General features: G+C 43.7%; 17 protein-coding genes, 1 other RNA gene and 1 other annotated feature. Of the genes, 3 read left to right on the plus strand and 15 right to left on the minus strand.

The window, feature by feature from the left end:
• Positions 1-17: 17 nt before the first annotated feature.
• From D4N35_RS09845 to aroC, 7 genes are all read right to left on the minus strand, one after another.
• Positions 18-3,632: a dynamin family protein gene (locus tag D4N35_RS09845; protein WP_120073005.1), complete on the minus strand. Its 3,615-nt coding sequence runs from the start codon at positions 3,630-3,632 to the stop codon at positions 18-20.
• Between the two features lie 94 nt (positions 3,633-3,726).
• Positions 3,727-4,239 carry an isoprenylcysteine carboxyl methyltransferase family protein gene (locus tag D4N35_RS09850; protein ID WP_120073007.1) on the minus strand — a complete coding sequence of 171 codons (513 nt, stop codon included), beginning with the start codon at positions 4,237-4,239 and terminating at the stop codon, positions 3,727-3,729.
• Positions 4,239-5,321 carry a type III polyketide synthase gene (locus tag D4N35_RS09855; protein WP_120073009.1) on the minus strand — a complete coding sequence of 361 codons (1,083 nt, stop codon included), beginning with the start codon at positions 5,319-5,321 and terminating at the stop codon, positions 4,239-4,241. Before D4N35_RS09855 ends, D4N35_RS09850 begins: the two co-directional genes overlap by 1 nt.
• Before the next feature lie 46 nt (positions 5,322-5,367).
• Entirely contained in the window at positions 5,368-6,651 is a 1,284-nt protein-coding gene (gene aroA, locus D4N35_RS09860) for a 3-phosphoshikimate 1-carboxyvinyltransferase (protein ID WP_430722762.1), read from the minus strand.
• Between the two features lie 18 nt (positions 6,652-6,669).
• Positions 6,670-7,773, minus strand: coding sequence for a prephenate dehydrogenase (locus D4N35_RS09865; protein WP_120073013.1), 1,104 nt, complete (start codon positions 7,771-7,773; stop codon positions 6,670-6,672).
• A 24-nt stretch (positions 7,774-7,797) separates the two neighbouring features.
• Positions 7,798-8,880 (minus strand): histidinol-phosphate transaminase, encoded by a 1,083-nt coding sequence (hisC, locus tag D4N35_RS09870; protein ID WP_120073015.1) that lies wholly within the window; start codon positions 8,878-8,880, stop codon positions 7,798-7,800.
• A 76-nt stretch (positions 8,881-8,956) separates the two neighbouring features.
• On the minus strand, positions 8,957-10,129 hold the full coding sequence (gene aroC / locus D4N35_RS09875) for a chorismate synthase (RefSeq protein WP_120073017.1): 1,173 nt from the start codon (positions 10,127-10,129) through the stop codon (positions 8,957-8,959).
• 49 nt (positions 10,130-10,178) lie between these two features.
• Positions 10,179-10,411, minus strand: a binding site (T-box leader).
• 308 nt (positions 10,412-10,719) lie between these two features.
• Between aroC and D4N35_RS09880 the strand changes: the two genes are divergently transcribed.
• Positions 10,720-11,808, plus strand: a complete 1,089-nt coding sequence (locus D4N35_RS09880; protein WP_120073019.1) for a bifunctional 3-deoxy-7-phosphoheptulonate synthase/chorismate mutase — start codon at positions 10,720-10,722, stop codon at positions 11,806-11,808.
• A 160-nt stretch (positions 11,809-11,968) separates the two neighbouring features.
• On the opposite strand, the gene D4N35_RS09885 is transcribed toward D4N35_RS09880, so the two are convergent.
• From D4N35_RS09885 to D4N35_RS09905, 5 genes are all read right to left on the minus strand, one after another.
• On the minus strand, positions 11,969-13,474 hold the full coding sequence (locus D4N35_RS09885) for a carboxypeptidase M32 (protein WP_120073021.1): 1,506 nt from the start codon (positions 13,472-13,474) through the stop codon (positions 11,969-11,971).
• Positions 13,475-13,588: 114 nt separating this feature from the next.
• Positions 13,589-13,768, minus strand: a complete 180-nt coding sequence (locus D4N35_RS09890; protein WP_128205402.1) for a hypothetical protein — start codon at positions 13,766-13,768, stop codon at positions 13,589-13,591.
• A 151-nt stretch (positions 13,769-13,919) separates the two neighbouring features.
• Positions 13,920-14,312: RNase P RNA component class B (rnpB, locus tag D4N35_RS09895), an RNA gene on the minus strand.
• Between the two features lie 64 nt (positions 14,313-14,376).
• A complete protein-coding gene (gene gpsB / locus D4N35_RS09900; RefSeq protein ID WP_120073025.1) occupies positions 14,377-14,682 on the minus strand; it encodes a cell division regulator GpsB in 306 nt (101 codons plus the stop codon).
• A gap of 148 nt (positions 14,683-14,830) precedes the next feature.
• Positions 14,831-15,139: a CotD family spore coat protein gene (locus D4N35_RS09905; RefSeq protein ID WP_120073027.1), complete on the minus strand. Its 309-nt coding sequence runs from the start codon at positions 15,137-15,139 to the stop codon at positions 14,831-14,833.
• 320 nt (positions 15,140-15,459) lie between these two features.
• Here D4N35_RS09905 and D4N35_RS09910 point away from each other — a divergent pair, with 320 nt between their 5' ends.
• Positions 15,460-15,930 carry an Hsp20/alpha crystallin family protein gene (locus D4N35_RS09910; protein ID WP_120073029.1) on the plus strand — a complete coding sequence of 157 codons (471 nt, stop codon included), beginning with the start codon at positions 15,460-15,462 and terminating at the stop codon, positions 15,928-15,930.
• A gap of 63 nt (positions 15,931-15,993) precedes the next feature.
• Here the strand turns inward: D4N35_RS09910 and D4N35_RS09915 are convergent, their stop codons facing one another.
• Positions 15,994-16,434, minus strand: a complete 441-nt coding sequence (locus D4N35_RS09915) for a YppG family protein (RefSeq protein ID WP_120073031.1) — start codon at positions 16,432-16,434, stop codon at positions 15,994-15,996.
• A gap of 200 nt (positions 16,435-16,634) precedes the next feature.
• Here D4N35_RS09915 and yppF point away from each other — a divergent pair, with 200 nt between their 5' ends.
• Complete coding sequence (yppF, locus tag D4N35_RS09920; RefSeq protein WP_120073033.1) at positions 16,635-16,844, plus strand: YppF family protein; 210 nt, start codon at positions 16,635-16,637, stop codon at positions 16,842-16,844.
• A gap of 21 nt (positions 16,845-16,865) precedes the next feature.
• Here yppF and D4N35_RS09925 read toward each other — a convergent pair whose 3' ends face one another.
• Together D4N35_RS09925 and D4N35_RS09930 are read right to left on the minus strand one after the other, a co-directional pair.
• On the minus strand, positions 16,866-17,297 hold the full coding sequence (locus D4N35_RS09925) for a YppE family protein (protein ID WP_235870350.1): 432 nt from the start codon (positions 17,295-17,297) through the stop codon (positions 16,866-16,868).
• Between the two features lie 39 nt (positions 17,298-17,336).
• Entirely contained in the window at positions 17,337-17,543 is a 207-nt protein-coding gene (locus D4N35_RS09930; protein WP_120073036.1) for a hypothetical protein, read from the minus strand.
• Between the last annotated feature and the right edge of the window lie 20 nt (positions 17,544-17,563).

Genomic DNA, 17,563 nt, shown 5'->3' on the forward strand with positions numbered 1-17,563 from the left:
ATTCCCCCTTCAGAAGTTCATTCAGCCGGGGCTATCGCCTGGCGAATCTCCTTCCAATGGCCGATCTTGCCGGTATCCTCAAATGCAAGGAGCCATGCTGAATATTGACCGTTTATATCTTCTACTATGCTTTTTATCATTTTATCAAATTCGGCAGCAAGCATTTCCTGATAATGCTGATTCAACTTGGCCAGGCCTTGTTCCAAATACGAATCTGCAAGCGGGGAAAGCAGATCTTCCAATGCTTCTTCCATTAGCTTTTTCTCGTTCTTTTCAAAAAAAGACTTTGGGTTTTTGAAATACTTGAATGATCCGGCAAAGTATTTCCTATCGCTGTCTTTAAACGCCGGAGAAAAATCAAGTGTGTCCGCCCGGCCAATTTCCGGTGCTGATATCATTAAATTTTCATCCATCGACGCTATTTCCCGATTGATTTGTTCAAATCGTTCCTTCAGAAGCTTTGCTGCAAATTGCTCAACCCGCAATGAGGTGGCCCGAAGTTCCTGTGCAAAATCGAAGCCGGAAGCTTCCAAATAATCATCCAAAGCCCTGTTCAAAGAGTCCTTGTTATTGTTTTGCAATGCCGCGGGATTGAAAGCTTCCTTAAAGAAGTCCGGAAGCCTGTAAAAGACTCTCTGTTTGACGTAATGGACCAGTTCCCGTGCCTCTTGCGCAAGCCTGTCAGGCATTGTTGCGGCCCCCATGCCTTCAAGCCACTCATTCAATTTGTCCCTCGATTCAATAAGCCTGCTTTTGCGTGCAGCTCTCTGAGATTCATCTTCGTTGGCTGAATCAATCATCTGGTCAAGCATTTTTACGGCGCGTTGATATTCCGCTTCAGCAGATTGAACGGCCATTTTTGCCAGGTCATTCTCAAGAAAATTTGAAAATGCATTAGAAAATTCTCCGATATTGGAGGCTTCTTTTGTTTCCTGTTCCTGGGCAAGTTTGCTCGATAGACCAAAAATTCTCGGGAAGCGGATGCCATATTCAGTCAATTGATCCCTGACATACCCCAGCACATCGCTGACTTCTTCATCAGAGGAAGCGAGGTCGATGGCATTGACAATAAAGAACATTTTATCCAGTTCAAAAGCATCTTTTACCCGGCCCAATTGGATCAGGAATTCCCTGTCCGCTTTAGAGAACGCGTGGTTGTAATAAGTGACAAATAATATGGCATCCGAATTTTTAATATAGTTGAAGGCAACGCCTGTATGCCTTGCGTTGATTGAATCCGCTCCAGGTGTGTCCACCAGAGTAATACCTTCTCTTGTAAAAGGGCAGTCATAATACAAATCGATCAGTTCTACAAAGCATGATTGGGATTCATTGGCGACAAAATCTTGGAAATCATCCATGCCTGTAATAATGGATTGGCCGAGTTTGCCGCTAAATTTCTTATATCCTGTTTCAAAGGCGCGCAAGAAAGACAGATGCACCTTCTCTTTCCCTTCACCTTCTTTTTGAGATAGGACTGACGGAATAAGACGGTATGCTTCCTCAAGACTATCGCAATTTTTTCCGAAAAGCTGTAATGATTGGTTGACATCATCAAGCATGTCTTCCGGTTCTTTCAAACGGACTAAGGCAGTTCCATGCTTGTAATCCTGATTCGGCGGACATATCCGATTTATGGCTGCCGTTGTCGGATTTGGTGAAACAGGCAGCACCTTTTCTCCAAGCATGGCATTGGCAAAAGAAGATTTCCCCGCACTAAAAGCGCCAAACAGGGCAATTGTATAGTTATTGTTTTTCAAGCGGCCGGCCTTCTGCTGAAGCTGCGCGGTCATTCTCTCGAAACCTTTTTCTTTCGATAAATAAGAGACGGCGAGATCCAGCTTGCGGATTACATCCTTTTGTGGTGGAATACCGCCATCATCTTCCCCCTCCGGGGCACTTTGCTTCATATACACTTTTTCAGAGACTGTATGGCTCTGCGCATAGTTCCCTTGAAAAATATTTATGTCATTCTCTAACATTTCCCATTGCTGCTGAAGCTTTTCTAAACTCTTATCTTCATTGCCTGTCGGTATCTCGATGCATTCGAGCTTCGTCTCGCAGTCCTTGTTAAGCCTTTCAAGCTCTTCGATGGCTTTAGCCACTTTTTCAACATCAGCAGCCGCTTCCTCGACGGAAAGCAATTCATTTTTTGCCTTTTCTTCTATCGCGGCCGCTATTAGTTCCTTTAACTTGTCGGACTGGTTGACCGCAGCCCTCTTCAATTGATTGGCGAGCTCTTCCGTGTAATTCAGAACATATTCGCCTGTTACCCGCGCACCTTTGTTAATGGCTGAGGCCAGCAAATCGTTATCAAAATCAATTGTTAAGCTTTGAGCCTCGGTTTCCAAGTCGCTCCGTGAAATCGCGCTTGCCTGAAGCTTGCGTGCAAACAGTTCACGCAAATGCCATTCAAGCTGCCGCTCAACTTGGCTCCGGATGCTTTCGGCAAAAGCATTGAGACGGGAGGCTTTTTCTTCTTCCGTCTTTTTTTTGCTCATAAAAAAACCGACCTTGAAATCCGGCTGTGCGGACTCCAAAAACCGTTCTGCCAACTCTCTTATTTCATAAGGCATCAAGTAGGCATTTTTTAGGAGATTGGCTCTTTCCTCTTCAAAATCGCGAATCCATTCATTCGCCCTATTTAGCAACTTTCTCTTTTTGATATGCAGCTTTTCCTGTTCCCTGAAAATGCCGGCAAGCTCTTCTTCTGCAAGCCCGTCAATTACAGCCGTAAAAGGAAGGGCCTCCTGCATTTTCTCCTCTTGCAGCCATATTTCATGCTCTTTGATCATTTGGTGAAAAGCCGCTTCGATTGTATGCTGTATCCAATCCTCATGATTGGCGATGGCATCTTGAATCAATGCTTTTACAGAACCGAATTCATTGAAGTTGTTTCCGGGATCCTTCAATGTGGTGAAGAAGATCTCTTCAGGATACACGCTCCATGCTGCAAAGGAGTCGCGGACCGACTGTTTATAGGCTTCAAATGGCAGTTCATCCTCATTGTGCTTATCAATTTGATTCACAATCAAATAAAGCTTTACACCGTGCCGGAGCAAATTTCTCGTATATAAAAAATTCAGTTCGGATTGGACGTGGTTATAGTCCATCACATAAAAAACAATATCTGCCAAATGTAGTGCCGACTCTGTTGAAATCCTATGTGCTTCATCAGTCGAGTCGATACCCGGTGTGTCCATGACTGTGATTCCCGGGGGAAGATTTGAGCCGTGCTTCCCTATTTCTACTTCCAGCACTTCGCCGCTCTTACAAAACTCTTTCACAGTATCAAAATCATACGGGGCTTTAAATAACAGCGGCTTATCGTTCTTATAATATACTTTGGCGAACTCTTCCTGTGAATCACGGACCTTTACCAGGTTGGCACTGGTCGGAATCGGGCTGGACGGAAGAATCTGTTCACCGATCAATGCATTAATCATAGTGGATTTTCCAGCCGAAAAGTGGCCGCTGAAAGCTGTAATAAATTCTTTATCATGTATTTTCTTGAGCAGTTTGGCAGCCTTTTCAGCACTGGCAGTATCTCCATTTTGCTGGAACCTCTCGAATAATGTGAGTGCTTTTTGAAGCTGCCTATCATTTATGGACCTTTCCAATACCTGTACCATCTGCGTTGACAATCCCCTTACATTTTCTTTTCTATCTCCATTTTACCTAATTTTTAGCCATTTTCATATAGTATGTCCCGAACAATTATAGGGGTTATGAATAATCTGTATGTTTTCGGAGGGCTTTTTCCTCCGCCGGTATTCTGACAGCCAATATAAGCTGATTTAAAACAAAAAAAGCTCCTGCGGTGATATATGCCTGAAAAATAAGGGGTATGATAACCAATTCAACCGTGACGATCAAGTAGTTGGGGTGCTTGATATATTTGAATGGTCCCTTTTTAACCGGCCTTGCACCAGGGAGGACGATGATTTTTGTATTCCAATATTTTCCTAAAGTTGAAATAATCCATATTCTCGCTGCCTGCGCCAGCAGGAATATGACTAATAACGGTTTCCAATAGGTGTTGAGTGTCGGATGAAACCGATTTACCTCGATGATCAGGGAAATAAAAAAGCTGATGTGAATCAGCACCATGGCCCAATAATGACCCTTTCCGTATTCTTTGCCTCCACGCTCTTTCATCCAGCGTTCGTTCCTTTTGGCCAATGCCAGTTCGGACAAACGCTGGATAATGACAAATGTTAAAAATATAGTAAAAAACATCATTCCCACCTGGCCAAAAGAAGCTCGGAACTGAATCCCGGACCCAAGGCAGTTATGATTCCGTATTCCCCGCTTCTTATGTTTTTATTTAAAAAACTTTTTAGTACAAATAGAACGGAAGCTGATGACATGTTGCCGTATTCGCGAAGAACATTTAACGATTCAACTGTTTTTTCCGGCTGGAGCTTCAGGGCTTTTTCATAAGCCAAAATCACTTTTTTGCCCCCGGGATGTGCAATGAATTGTCCGATATCCCGGATTGTCATTTGATGCTCTTCCAAAAAGCCCGATACATTGGGTTCAAGCCAATTTTCCACAAGTGCCGGGATGCTCTTTGAAAATACAACAAATAAGCCCTCATCCTTAATATCCCATCCCATTACATCCAAGGAATCGCTAAGCAATGTGGACTTTGTATCAATCACTCTGGGCACCGGACTGCTTGTAAATCTTTTACAGTCACTCTCTGTACCGGCTACAAGTACAGCTGCAGCTCCATCGGCAAAAAGGGATGTGCCGATCAGGTTGCTTTTTGAAAGATCGTCTTTCTGGAATGTCAAGCTGCATAATTCAACAGCTACAACCAACACTTTTGCTGAGGGAAATGCCCGGCAATACTCATAAGCCCGTGAAAGCCCCGCCGCCCCGCCGGCACACCCCAATCCCCAGATCGGAATTCTCTTTATATGCCTTGAAAAAGGCAGCACATTCATAATTCTTGCTTCGAGGCTCGGTGTGGCGAGACCTGTTGTGCAGATCATGAAGATCGCATCAATATCCTCATACTCGACATTCTTCTTTAACAGCGGGGAGTGCAAGCAGTCTTTTATGGCCTGGGTGCTCAAATCTACTGCCGCCTCAATAAATGCATCATTTTTCTCCACGAATGAATGGTCGCTTTGATACCATTTTATATCTTTGGCAATATGTCTTTTTTCAATCTCCCCATTGTGAAAAACTTTCAGTAAACGGTCAATATGATCAACAGACCTGGAAAAAAGATGCCTGGCAAATTCCATGGCATCTTTCTGAGAAATTTCATTTTCAGGGACTCCTGTTCCGACTGACAAAATGTACGGCAATTGAATATCCCCTTTCTCTTCGCTTCAGGCGAATGTAATGGAAAAGTTATGAGGTCAATTCATTTAAATGTTGAAAAAAATCTGGATAAGAAATGGATATGGCTTCACTATTTTCGATGACGGTCTTCCCTTCGGCAAGGCAGGAAGCAATTGCCAGCATCATTCCGATACGGTGGTCTCCGTGACTGTCAACTGAAGCTGGGCGCAGCTTGGCACCGCCGTAAATGATCATCCCATCATCCGTGGCCTTGATCCTTGCCCCCATTTTTGTAAGCTCTTTGACTACCGTATCAATGCGGTTTGTCTCTTTCACTTTTAATTCTTCCGCATCTTTAATGATCGTAGTGCCTTCAGCCTGAGTGGCAGCCAACGCAATGATCGGAATTTCATCTATCAGCCTCGGAATGATATCCCCGCCTATTTCAATACCTTTTAAACCGGACGATTTAATGGTGATGTCCGCAGCCGGTTCAATTTCATCCGATGCAGTTTCTTCTATTATAATATCTGCACCCATTTCTTCCAGTACATCTATTATTCCAGTTCTTGTAGGGTTTATTCCGACATTTTTGACTGTCAGTTCACTATTTGGGACAATTGCGCCTGCCGTAAGGAAAAAGGCTGCTGAAGAAATATCTCCGGGTACATGGATTGTTGTACCTTTTAAAGCTTGTTTTCCCCTGATCATAGTTTTTAATCCATCGACTTCCACCTGGCATCCAAAGGCTGACAGCATTCTTTCCGTATGATTTCTCGATGTCTGTGGTTCAAGTACGGTTGTCTCCCCTTCCGCGTGGAGTCCCGCCAATAATATGGCCGATTTAACCTGTGCGCTGGCAACAGGAGACGAATATTCAATTCCTTGAAGACCGCCGCCCCTGATGCTGATCGGTGCAAAGCTGCCATTTTCGCGGCCGTCGATTCTGGCACCCATCTGCCTTAAAGGATGCGCCACCCTGTCCATTGGCCTTTTAGCAATGGAGTCATCTCCTATAAGGCAAGCATGGAAAGGGGCCCCGGCTAAAATTCCGAGCATTAGGCGGATAGTCGTTCCGGAATTTCCAACATCAAGGATTTCAACCGGCTCTTTTAAGCCATCAAACCCAGTCCCGTCGATTTCTACATAATCCCCGTCACGCCTGATCCGAACTCCCATCTTTCTGAAACATTCAATCGTATTCAGACAGTCATCGCCTGTGAGCAGGCCGTAAACTTTTGTTTTTCCTTCGGCAATAGCCCCGAGCATGACCGCCCTGTGGGAAATTGATTTATCACCCGGCACACGGATTGTTCCTTTCAATTGAACATCGCCTTCTGTTTTTAATGTTATCGTCAACAGGATTTCCCCCTACATATTTAAATACGTCTCATAATCATTCTTAATCAGGCATTCTTGTGCCTTTTCCCTGTCTTCCTCTGTTTGGAAGCTCAGCCGCAGCACCCCGAAAACATCTTCACGGGCTTCGATGATCCGTATATTTGTCAAGCTGATCCTCTTTTCGGCCAATACGGCCGTCACATGCGAAATAACCCCCGGCTTATCCAGTACGTCGACGTACAGATCGTAGAAAGCGTCGATTGCGCCCCTTGCCCTGACAGGGAGAGCATCCCTGAACTTTTTCGCATCGGCAAAATAGCTGTAAATGTCATCCTGATCCCCGGATTGTACTAGGTCCTTGACATATTCCATCTCATCGATCCATTCATCGATCAATGAAAGCAGACTGCTTTGATTATGTTTGACGACATCTCTCCACATGGCAGGGCTGCTGGAGGCAATACGGGTGATATCCCGGAAACCGCCCGCCGCGAGCCATCGGACACGCTCGTTGACCCCTGCATGTTTTTTCACCTGGCGGACTATACTTGTGGCAATCAGGTGAGGCAGATGGCTGACAACCCCGGTAACCATATCATGTTCCTCCGGTTCCATGACAACGAAATTTGCACCTGTCCCCTTCAGCCAACTTTTTAGTTCACATACTTTTTCTTCGGTCGTATTTCCGGCAGGTGTCAATATATAAAAAGCATTCTCAAACAAATGCCTCCTGGCGCTTCCAGCCCCGGATTTATGGGAGCCGGCCATAGGATGGCCGCCGATGAAAACAGCGCCTTTTTCGCGCAGCACCGCTGACTTTTCCATTATTTTAACCTTTGTACTTCCTACATCAGTGATAATGGCTTCCGGCTTTAGGGGCAGTTCCGCCAACTGGCATATTTTCTGTTCCACTTCTTCAACCGGACAGGCCAGAATGATTAAATCACTGGCTGCCGCTTCTTTTTCAAAGGATGGCAGGCATTCATCGATGATGTTCATTTTCTCTGCAAGCCTGCAGTTTTGTTCGTTCAGGTCATAACCGGTAATATACACACCGGGATGCTCCTTTTTGATCGCTAAGGCAATAGAGCCGCCGATCAGCCCAACCCCTATGATTAAAACTCTTTTATCCAAGCTGTATTTTCCTCTCTGCTAAATCTAGTGTGCGACCAGAACCATCTTTTCTACCAATTCAAAGAGTTCGCTGTTCTCTTCTTTAGTTCCGATTGTGATGCGAACTCCATTAGGAAACGGCCTGACTGTAAAGCCCCTTTCCAGTAAATATTGGAAGACTTCCACACTTTCTTTTCCCGGGATTGAAATAAATATAAAGTTACCCTGTGATGGATAATAATCTATTTCATGCCGCTTGCAGATCCCGTAAAATTTTTGAAGCTCAAGAGCATTTAAGCTCACGCTTTTTTCAACAAAATCCAAATCCTTCAATGCTGCAATAGCGGCTTTTTGGGCAAGCATGGATGTATTGAACGGCAGCCTTACAACTTCCAATTGCTTTATGAAGGATGCAGCTCCGATCCCATATCCTATACGGAACGCAGCAAGTCCGAAAGCTTTTGAGAAAGTCCGCAATACCATAAGATTGTCGTATCGGCCGAGAAGCGGAATCGTTTCAGGATAATCCTCCGCCGTTGCGTATTCGTAATAGGCCTCATCCATGACTACGAGAACATGCGATGGGACGGACTGCAGAAATTGTTCAAGTTCTTTATCGTTCACATAAGTTCCGGTGGGATTATTCGGATTGCAAATCCAAACGACCCGGGTTTTATCATCAATCTCGTTTGCCATTGCCTGCAAATCATGACAGCCGTCTTGTAAAGGCACTTCACGGATCTCCGCATTTTGCACGACGGCATTATGGCGATACTGGGGGAACGTACCAGATGCCATAACTGTATTGGAATTTTCATCCAGCAAAGCTTTGCTTATAATTTGAATCAGTTCATCCAATCCGCTGGAAAAAATCAATTGATCTTCCTTGACTCCTGTGTACTTCGCAACCGCTGTTCTAAGAGCAGCCGCTGCTCCATCAGGATAAATTGCAAAGTCATCAATTTCAGAGATCGCTTCACTCACACGCGGGGAAGTTCCATAAGGATTTTCGTTCGATGCAAGTTTGACGATCTTTTCCAATCCGTACTCACGCTGTACTTCTTCACTTGATTTTCCCGGGGCATATGCTTTCAATGACAGCAGTTGCGGTTTCACTTTTACATTCATCATTTTCCCACCTTTAATTATTTGTAGAAGTCCGGCTCAGCGTCTGGTCAATTGGGAGAGCAGGCGCCCGTCCCAATTAAAAGTTTCTTGTGTATTCTTTGTATTGTTCAACATGATCCTTTATTGCATCTATCCGGTCGTGTCCGAAATGCTCCAATACTGCGGCAGCCAATTCCCATGCAACCACTGCCTCGGCAACCACACTTGCGGCGGGAACAGCACAGCTGTCAGATCTTTCGATGCTCGCCTTGAAAGGTTCCTTTGTATCGATATCAATACTTTGGAGCGGTTTGTAAAGTGTAGGAATAGGCTTCATGACGCCCCTAACCACAATCGGCATTCCCGTCGACATTCCGCCTTCCAGACCACCCGCATTATTGGATCCCCGTGTGTATCCTTTTTCCTTATCCCACAATATTTCATCATGCACCTGGCTTCCGGGTTTGTGGGCGGCTTCGAATCCGATGCCGATTTCCACTCCTTTGAATGCGTTGATGCTCATAATGGCACCTGCCAGTTTCCCGTCCAGTTTCCTGTCGTAATGTACATAACTTCCTACGCCTGCCGGCATTCCCTCAACGACTACCTCTACTATTCCGCCGATCGAATCCCCTTGCTCCTTGGCTTCATCAATCGCCCGCATCATTTTTTCCGCAGCCGCTTCATCCAGGCAGCGAACCGGAGAGCTTTCCGTTTTTTCCTGTAATTCCTCAATGGTTCCATAATTGGTGTTTTCAGCACGGACTCCGCCGATTTCCAAAACGTGGCCGGCGACCTTGATGCCAAGCTGCGATAGAATGATTCTTGCGACAGCCCCTGCGGCTACTCTTGCCGTTGTTTCTCTTGCTGAGGAGCGCTCCAGTACATTTCGCATATCGCGATGGCCATATTTTAATGCTCCATTTAAATCGGCATGGCCCGGACGCGGACGCGTAATCTTCCTCTTTACTTCCTGTTCTTCCTCTTCACCAAGCGGTGCAGCCCCCATAATTTTCGTCCAATGCTTGAAATCCCGATTTTCGACGACAAGTGTAATGGGCGATCCCATTGTTTTGCCGTGGCGTACCCCGCTTAATATTTGAACCTGGTCTTTTTCAATTTGCATCCTTCTTCCACGGCCATAGCCTTTTTGCCGCCGGGATAATTGTTCGTTTATCATTTCTTCGGTAAGCGCCAATCCGGCAGGAACGCCTTCCAAAATTGCGGTCAACTGCGGACCATGTGATTCTCCTGCTGTTAAATATCTCATTCGTCATGCCCTCCAATAGCTATTTAAAATAAAAAACGCCCCTGCATATAGCAGGGACGATTCATTATCGCGGTACCACCCTCATTGCGGAAATTTATTTTCCACCACTCAAACAGATAACGGCTGCTCCCGTCTTTTCATACTGGCCTGAGGCGAATCAAGCGTTCCTAAAAGAAGCTCGAGGAAGTAATTCGCATTCATCTTTGTGCTGATTTTCACCTGCCATCAGCTCTCTGAAGAAACAGGGAGATGAACACTACTTTGTCCTGTCATGGCTATTTTCAAAGTTATTTAACATTAATTTTTACCACATTATGATATGCTTGTAAAGCCAATTTTTACATTTAGCCGCAATGCACGAAAATCTTCATATTTACCGGCGATCGCCCCGGATCAACGATGATATAATTAAAAATAGGCACACAATTTAAAAAATCTGCTTGACAAGTAAACAAATACGGTTTAATGTGTTGAGCTATCAATAAAAATTATAACACACATGCTTTACAGCGTTGAAGTCCTAAAGTTGATTTTTTTAAAAAAATCTTCAACCGCTGTGATGCAGTGAATAAATCAAGGAGGGCTTATCGTTGTCAGAACTGGAAGGTTTACGTTCTCAAATTGAGAAAACCACATTGCAAATGTTAGAGCTGTTAAACGAACGGGGCCGAATCGCTCAAGAAATCGGCAAATTAAAAGAAATGCAGGGCGTGAAACGTTTTGACCCTGTCCAAGAGCGAAAGCTGTTGAATATGATTGCAGATCACAACGAGGGCCCATTTACTACATCAACTGTCCAGCACATATTCAAACAAATCTTTAAAGCAAGCCTGGAATTGCAGGAAGATGACCATCGTCAAGCACTGCTTGTTTCAAGAAAGAAAAAGCCGGATGATACGATCGTCTCCATCCATGGCGAAAACATCGGAGATGGGAAAGCCCACTTCATCATGGGTCCTTGTGCAGTTGAAAGCTACGATCAGGTAAAAGCCGTAGCGCAGGCATTGAAGGCTCAGGGACTGAAACTTCTTCGCGGAGGAGCTTTCAAACCGCGGACTTCCCCTTACGACTTCCAAGGACTAGGCCTGGAAGGCTTGAAGATTTTGAAACAGGCTGCCGATGAGGAAGGCCTTGCTGTTGTCAGTGAGATCCTCAATCCTTATGACATGGAAGCAGCACTCGATTATGTGGATGTCATCCAAATTGGTGCACGCAACATGCAAAACTTCGAGCTATTGAAAGTTGCCGGTGCTGTACGCAAGCCTGTACTGTTAAAACGCGGACTTGCAGCAACGATCGAAGAGTTCATGTATGCCGCCGAATACATCCACGCACAAGGAAACGACCAAATCATCCTTTGCGAGAGAGGGATTCGCACGTACGAAAAAGCGACAAGAAATACGCTTGATATTTCCGCTGTTCCGATTTTGAAGAAAGAAACGCATCTGCCGGTTGTAGTTGACGTTACTCACTCAACAGGCCGTAAAGATCTCCTTCTTCCTGCAACAAAAGCGGCAATCGCCATTGGTGCGGACGCTGTCATGGCGGAAGTGCACCCGGATCCTGCAGTGGCACTTTCTGATTCCGCCCAGCAAATGGACATCGCACAGTTCAACGAATACATGGAAGAAGCCAAAGCTTTTGCAAGCAAAATCGAAAAAGAAACAGCCAATATTTAATTCTAAGAAAGGCGAAAGGCGCCTGGAGCTGGACATTAGTAACCTTTGTTTGAAGATAAAATTCGTTAAATTTTTTATACTTTCTGCAACAAAAAACGATTCAATTTCGGTTGTCCGAAACTGAATCGTTTTTCTATGCAAATAAAGAAAATAATCACTATTACAAATTATAAATGGCGGAATATTTTTTAACAAGATAGTCGGTTAAATATTTGGCGGATAAACCTTCCCCTGTGGCTTCCTTGATCAATTCAAGCGGTTTTTTCGTTTTGCCGTAACGATGGATATGCTTGGTGAGCCATTCCTTTATCGGCTTGAGATTTCCCGACTTTAACAGCCCATCATATTCCGTTATTTCCCTCACCATGGCATTTTTAATCTGTGCAGCATACATATATCCAAGCGCGTAAGAAGGAAAATACCCGAAATTGCCGGCCGCCCAGTGCACATCCTGCAATACCCCTTCAGCATCGTTCTTTGGGCGGATTCCCAAATATTGTTCATATTTATCATTCCATATGTCCGGTAGGTCCTCAACGTTGATTTCGTTATTGAACAGGCCCTTTTCGATTTCGTACCGGATGATAATATGCAGAGAATACGTCAGGTTGTCAGATTCGATCCGGATCAGAGAAGGTTCGGCTTTGTTGATAGCGCGGTAAAATTCGTCCAGCCGGATGTGATCCAATATACCGCCCGCGTATTTCCGCAATAATTCAAGGTTGTATTCCCAAAAGGATTTGTCCCTTGCCAAAATATTTTCATAAAATAATGATTGTGATTCGTGGATTCCCATTGAAGTTCCCCTGCAAAGAGGCGTTCCAATCAATTCCTCTGATATATTTTGTTCGTACAATGCGTGCCCGCCTTCATGGATGGTTCCGAAAACAGCCATTCTCCAATCATTATCATAGTATCTTGTTGTTATCCGCACATCTCCCGGATTGAGCCCAGTGGCAAATGGGTGAATGGTCTCATCAAGTCTTCCCGCCCCCAAGTCATAACCCATCTGCTCCAAAATTTTCAGGCTGAATTCCCTTTGCTTTTCCTTAGGAAAAGGCTGATAAAGGAAATCCGTTGCCTGCTTGTTTCCGGATTCATTTATTTTTTGAATCAAGGGAGCGATGGCCCCTTTCAAGGTTTCAAATTCCTTGTCTACAGTTTCCACTGTAACACCGGGTTCGTACAGATCGAGCAATGTATCATATTTGTTGCCTTTATAGCCCCAATACTCAATGAACTTTTTATTGAAATCCACAAGCTTCTCAAGATATGGCTTAAACATAGCAAAATCAGATTTTTCGCGGGCTTCTTCCCACACATTCTCCGCTTCGGTTTGCAAAATCACATATTCCTTATACTCGTTTGGGGGAATTTTCTTGTTGCGATCATAGATTGTCTTACATTCCTCCAATGTTTTTTGCACCAGTTCCGGCAACTCCTCCTTTTGCCCGGACAATTTTGCGATAAAAGCAGCCATTTCTTCAGAAATCGACATCTGATAGTATTCGTCGGATAAAGTGCCTATGACTTGGGACCTCTGTTTTACCCCTTTTTTTGGGGCGCCTGTCCGCAAATCCCAATAAATAAGCTGGAGAGCTTCTTTGAACGCTTCCATCTTTTTCACATATTCCATAAAAGTAGTTTCCGTTTCGTTCAATCGCATGTAAACGCCTCCATTATGTATGAATACATCAATCTTATACCACATTGGCAGACTATTCCAGAAAATCTTCCTCAACCATAGCAAAACGCAAGTGATCTTAAATTCACTTGCGTTTCATTTTTGGGCAATATTCCTCTTTTCCGATAGAACATGATAAATTGCCTTATTCAGGCTATGTTCCGCCTCCTGCAGACGCCTTTTTGCTTCTTCGGGCAGATGCTCCTTTTGCAGGATTTCGTTGGAGGAGTACAATGCGTCGGATATCCTTTTAAAGTCGCTCATCATTTGAGACATAACCATTAATCACTCCCTTTTTTGAATTTATAACAAGAGTATATTCTAAACCCTTTCCTTATATTCTTTTGTAAAGGCTTTCATTTTGAAGAAAAATCAATGCCTTCCCAAATCAGGAAGGCATTACTCGCTGTTTCACCTATAAATAACATTCTATAAGCCATGTTCTGTACCTTTGTACTGCAGACGATCATAGGGCGATCTCGTACTCAGGCGGTAATCATCTATCTGCAGGCGCTATGCCTGCCTCTTGTTGCGTTGATTTCCGCAATAAGAGTGCCTCTACCATTATTTGAGTTTCTCGCTCACGGGGTTTACCTCGTTCCACCTTTGCCGTTTCCGGCAAAGCTTCGTCACTGTGGCACTTTCAAGGTATTCACATCATATCTGTATAGACTTAGATGCTTTCCCTGCCGTCAGCCGTATCCCGGCTGCCCTGGCTTATTGTTTCACCAGGCGTGATCACTACGGGCATCTCAGCACCGTGCGAGCATGGACTTTCCTCTGCCGCTTTTAAAAAAGCGAACAGCGATTACCCGAATGTTATTTAACCGAATGATTATTATAGTATAGAATTGTTATTTTTTCAAGTAGCAATAAAAGGATGTTTATACATTTTCATCAAGTTTGCTTCCAAATACATGCTTTTCCAAATTCGACAGCCGCTTTAAAATATCAAAGTTAGTCGTGCCTGCAGGCTGGATATGCTGGCGGCGTGAACTCTCTTCCAGCTGTTTTTTCAACCTCATGTTTTCCTGCTGCATCTCATCAATGATGGAATGCATGGATTCATAATCCTTGATGATCAAATCCAAGAACTTATCCACTTCTTCTTGTTTGTATCCTCGAAAACCTGTCTTAAATTCTTTTTCCAATATTTCTTTAGCAGTAAGTTTTAATTTCTCAGCCAACATTCGAGACCACCTCAAATTCAAACGACATTAATATCATTCTTTCAAAATATTGGTTATTTGTCAATTTAACCATTGAAATAATCAGCTCATTAATCTTATGTACGGAAACAAGGATGATTCCTTGGCCATTCATCCTTGTTCCATTTTATCAATAAGGAAACATCGGTCCTCCCATTGGACCCATCGGCCCCATTCCTGGTCCCGGGCCAAATCCGGGCCGCAGCGGCATACCATATCCCATTCCAGGAGGAGCAATCGATTCGGTATTCGTCACTTCAGTCGCACATGACTCAGTGTGCGGGAAGCTATGCACATGATTATAATTAATGTGGTTAACAGTTGTTGTATGAGATGGGTGAATTTCAGGTACAACATAATTATAACATTTGTTGATTACACAGCATTTCGTCGGGTGCACCACTGGCGGACATACCTTTGTACCACAGTTTATATACATAAATTAAACTCCTTTCCACCAAAGATTCTTTACACTAACAACCTATGTAAAATAACCATACATGTACTGATACAAACACCTATTTTACTGTTTGGCCGCAGTCAAAAACATTTGATCAATATACGACATTTCCAAACAAATTGCGCTATTTGGACCAAAATAAAGTCGAATGTTGCGCTTGCCCGGGAAATGTTTATCAGGATTATTCCTGGCCGACGCCTTGAATCTTTAATGGTGTGAAAAGAGAGCAGTGCCAAGCGCACTTTTTATTTTATTCATACATACTATACCATATATTTGCTTAGGGAGGGAGACCTGTAATGACGGAAAATTTTTCAAAGGACAACTCAAAAAATAAGGGCCATGAACCCATTAATCAGTTAATGAAGGCGATGAATGACTTTTTCGAGCACCGCCCTGTCAAAGGTTTTTTGGAAAGCATTGATGAATTATTCGTAACTTCCCCTTTTTCAAGCAGCTTTCCTGTAGAATTAAAGGAAACCGGCTCAAAGTACATCATCCAGGCAAAGCTGCCGGGAATTAAAAAGGAACAAATTGAGATTGACGTTTTGCAGCAATACATTACAATCTCAGTTATGCATCGGGAAACGATCACCACCGAAAATAAACACCAGGAAGTAGTCCAGCATAAAGATACAACAAGAAGAACTTCCCGAACCATTCCGCTGACAAAAGCCATTGATACAAAAAATGTAAAGGCAACGTATGAAAACGGCCTTTTGACAGTCTCCATCAACAAACTAAAGGGAAAAAGAATTGATATCACATAGCAGCTTAGCGTTACCGGATAGTTGAAAAAAGGAACGGTCATATTTGACCGATTCCTTTTTTCTTTAGGTTTTGAAGAGACTTCCCAGACCTTTTGCCATATTGGAAACTTGTGTTAAGGCATTCATCATTTGGCCTGCAGTATCCATCATTTTATTCAGGTCAAGAGAGCCGCTTTGGGATTTGAATGAATTCAGAAATGAGTTAAAATGGCCTGTTTGCGGCGGTTGGGGCAGTTTTGGAATATGATAAGGATGGGAATATCCGCCCTGGTATTGACTATGCAAATGTTCTTCATCTGCCTGCAAAGGATTATGAAATAACTGGCTGGTTAGGTTATTTCCTCCATGCGGCGGATTCATATATTGTTGAGCATGCATATGGCCCATTTGCATTGGAGCTTGGTAAAAACCGTTAGGCGGATACGTCCCAAAGCCTGAATGATGAGGCACTGGCATGTTCGGGTAAGGAGGGGCATAACTTGTAATCCTTCTCATGTGGTACATCCATGATATCCTCCTTCTTCTTCAAAATTACTCTACATATAAAATATGTTCATTGCCGAGAAATGTGATAAAAGCACATTTTGGAAACGCATACAAATATGTCGATTTTTCTCCTCCTTTGTCGGAAGTCTCACTTTTCTATTAAAAAGGAAATCAAAAAAACTATGTTACTATGTAAAAAAAGCCTGGGAGGTATGTTCATGACAATTCACGAATTAAAGGAAAAGTTTCTCCAGAAAAGGTCATACCCTATTGAAGACACTTGTCAATTGCTGGACTTTGCTAAACAGACTTATATCAATAACGAAATATCCCTGAAGGAATTCAGGAGCGTTGTTCGTGAATTGGAAGCACTTGGGGCCAAAAACATTGATGTGTTCTTTGAAAGCGCTATTAAAACTGAGGCATAGAGCAAAAGCAAATCCCCGGGGTTATTGATCCGGGGATTTGCTTTTTTCTATTTCTTCAAGAATCCGTTCCAGCACATATTCGATCGATTGGATATGGCTCTTGAACCTCTTTATGCTTGTATCGGGAAAAAACGCCCGAATGGAGACCATCTGTAAGTTTTCAGCGGTATTTTTAATTTGCAGCGGATGAAGGTTTTTGGGCCTGATATCGGTCACCCACTTGACAGCTTTCGGTTCCCATTCCTCGCTCAGCGCCTTCACTTTGTCAGCAAAAGGTTTCACTTCTGTATAGAAATCTCCCTGTTTCCCCGTTGCACGGCAACGCTGAAAAGATTCGGCTGCCCGGCGGTTGCACTCGAGCAATCCGCTTGTCATTTCTTTCAATTGTCCATACTCCATCTCTTTAGCACCTCTATGCTCCGGCTCCATCGCCTTTGTTCCTGCACTAATCATCTTATCTTCCTACAGGCAGCTTTTCAAGGGGTAAAGTATTTATGAAACATGGTATTGTCTTATTCTCTCTCTTGCGTTTTTCAATTCCAATTGAGCGAGTTTTCTATCTATTTCCCTTCTCTCCCGACTCATTCTGGCTTTTTCATTTGACTCTTCATCCCTGACTTTTTCGGCAATTTGCTCTTCCAGCAGATCCAACTGGTCCTTGATTTCTGCCAGCTTATTAAGGCAGTCTTGCAAATTCATCGTTATCTCCTTTCGTCCGG

Source organism: Siminovitchia fortis (assembly GCF_003605365.2).
In the GTDB taxonomy this organism is placed as follows: Bacteria; Bacillota; Bacilli; order Bacillales; family Bacillaceae_C; genus Siminovitchia; species Siminovitchia fortis.

What these genes read in the sequence shown, in the direction of transcription:
- D4N35_RS09930 (WP_120073036.1), bottom strand. Translation starts at nt 17,543, where the DNA reads ATGAATTTGCAAGACTGCCTTAATAAGCTGGCAGAAATCAAGGACCAG.
- D4N35_RS09885 (WP_120073021.1), bottom strand. Translation starts at nt 13,474, where the DNA reads ATGCGATTGAACGAAACGGAAACTACTTTTATGGAATATGTGAAAAAG.
- D4N35_RS09925 (WP_235870350.1), bottom strand. Translation starts at nt 17,297, where the DNA reads ATGATTAGTGCAGGAACAAAGGCGATGGAGCCGGAGCATAGAGGTGCT.
- gpsB (WP_120073025.1), bottom strand. Translation starts at nt 14,682, where the DNA reads ATGTTGGCTGAGAAATTAAAACTTACTGCTAAAGAAATATTGGAAAAA.
- yppF (WP_120073033.1), top strand. Translation starts at nt 16,635, where the DNA reads ATGACAATTCACGAATTAAAGGAAAAGTTTCTCCAGAAAAGGTCATAC.
- aroC (WP_120073017.1), bottom strand. Translation starts at nt 10,129, where the DNA reads ATGAGATATTTAACAGCAGGAGAATCACATGGTCCGCAGTTGACCGCA.
- D4N35_RS09845 (WP_120073005.1), bottom strand. Translation starts at nt 3,632, where the DNA reads ATGGTACAGGTATTGGAAAGGTCCATAAATGATAGGCAGCTTCAAAAA.
- D4N35_RS09905 (WP_120073027.1), bottom strand. Translation starts at nt 15,139, where the DNA reads ATGTATATAAACTGTGGTACAAAGGTATGTCCGCCAGTGGTGCACCCG.
- D4N35_RS09890 (WP_128205402.1), bottom strand. Translation starts at nt 13,768, where the DNA reads ATGTCTCAAATGATGAGCGACTTTAAAAGGATATCCGACGCATTGTAC.
- D4N35_RS09915 (WP_120073031.1), bottom strand. Translation starts at nt 16,434, where the DNA reads ATGTACCACATGAGAAGGATTACAAGTTATGCCCCTCCTTACCCGAAC.
- hisC (WP_120073015.1), bottom strand. Translation starts at nt 8,880, where the DNA reads ATGAATGTAAAAGTGAAACCGCAACTGCTGTCATTGAAAGCATATGCC.
- D4N35_RS09850 (WP_120073007.1), bottom strand. Translation starts at nt 4,239, where the DNA reads ATGTTTTTTACTATATTTTTAACATTTGTCATTATCCAGCGTTTGTCC.
- D4N35_RS09910 (WP_120073029.1), top strand. Translation starts at nt 15,460, where the DNA reads ATGACGGAAAATTTTTCAAAGGACAACTCAAAAAATAAGGGCCATGAA.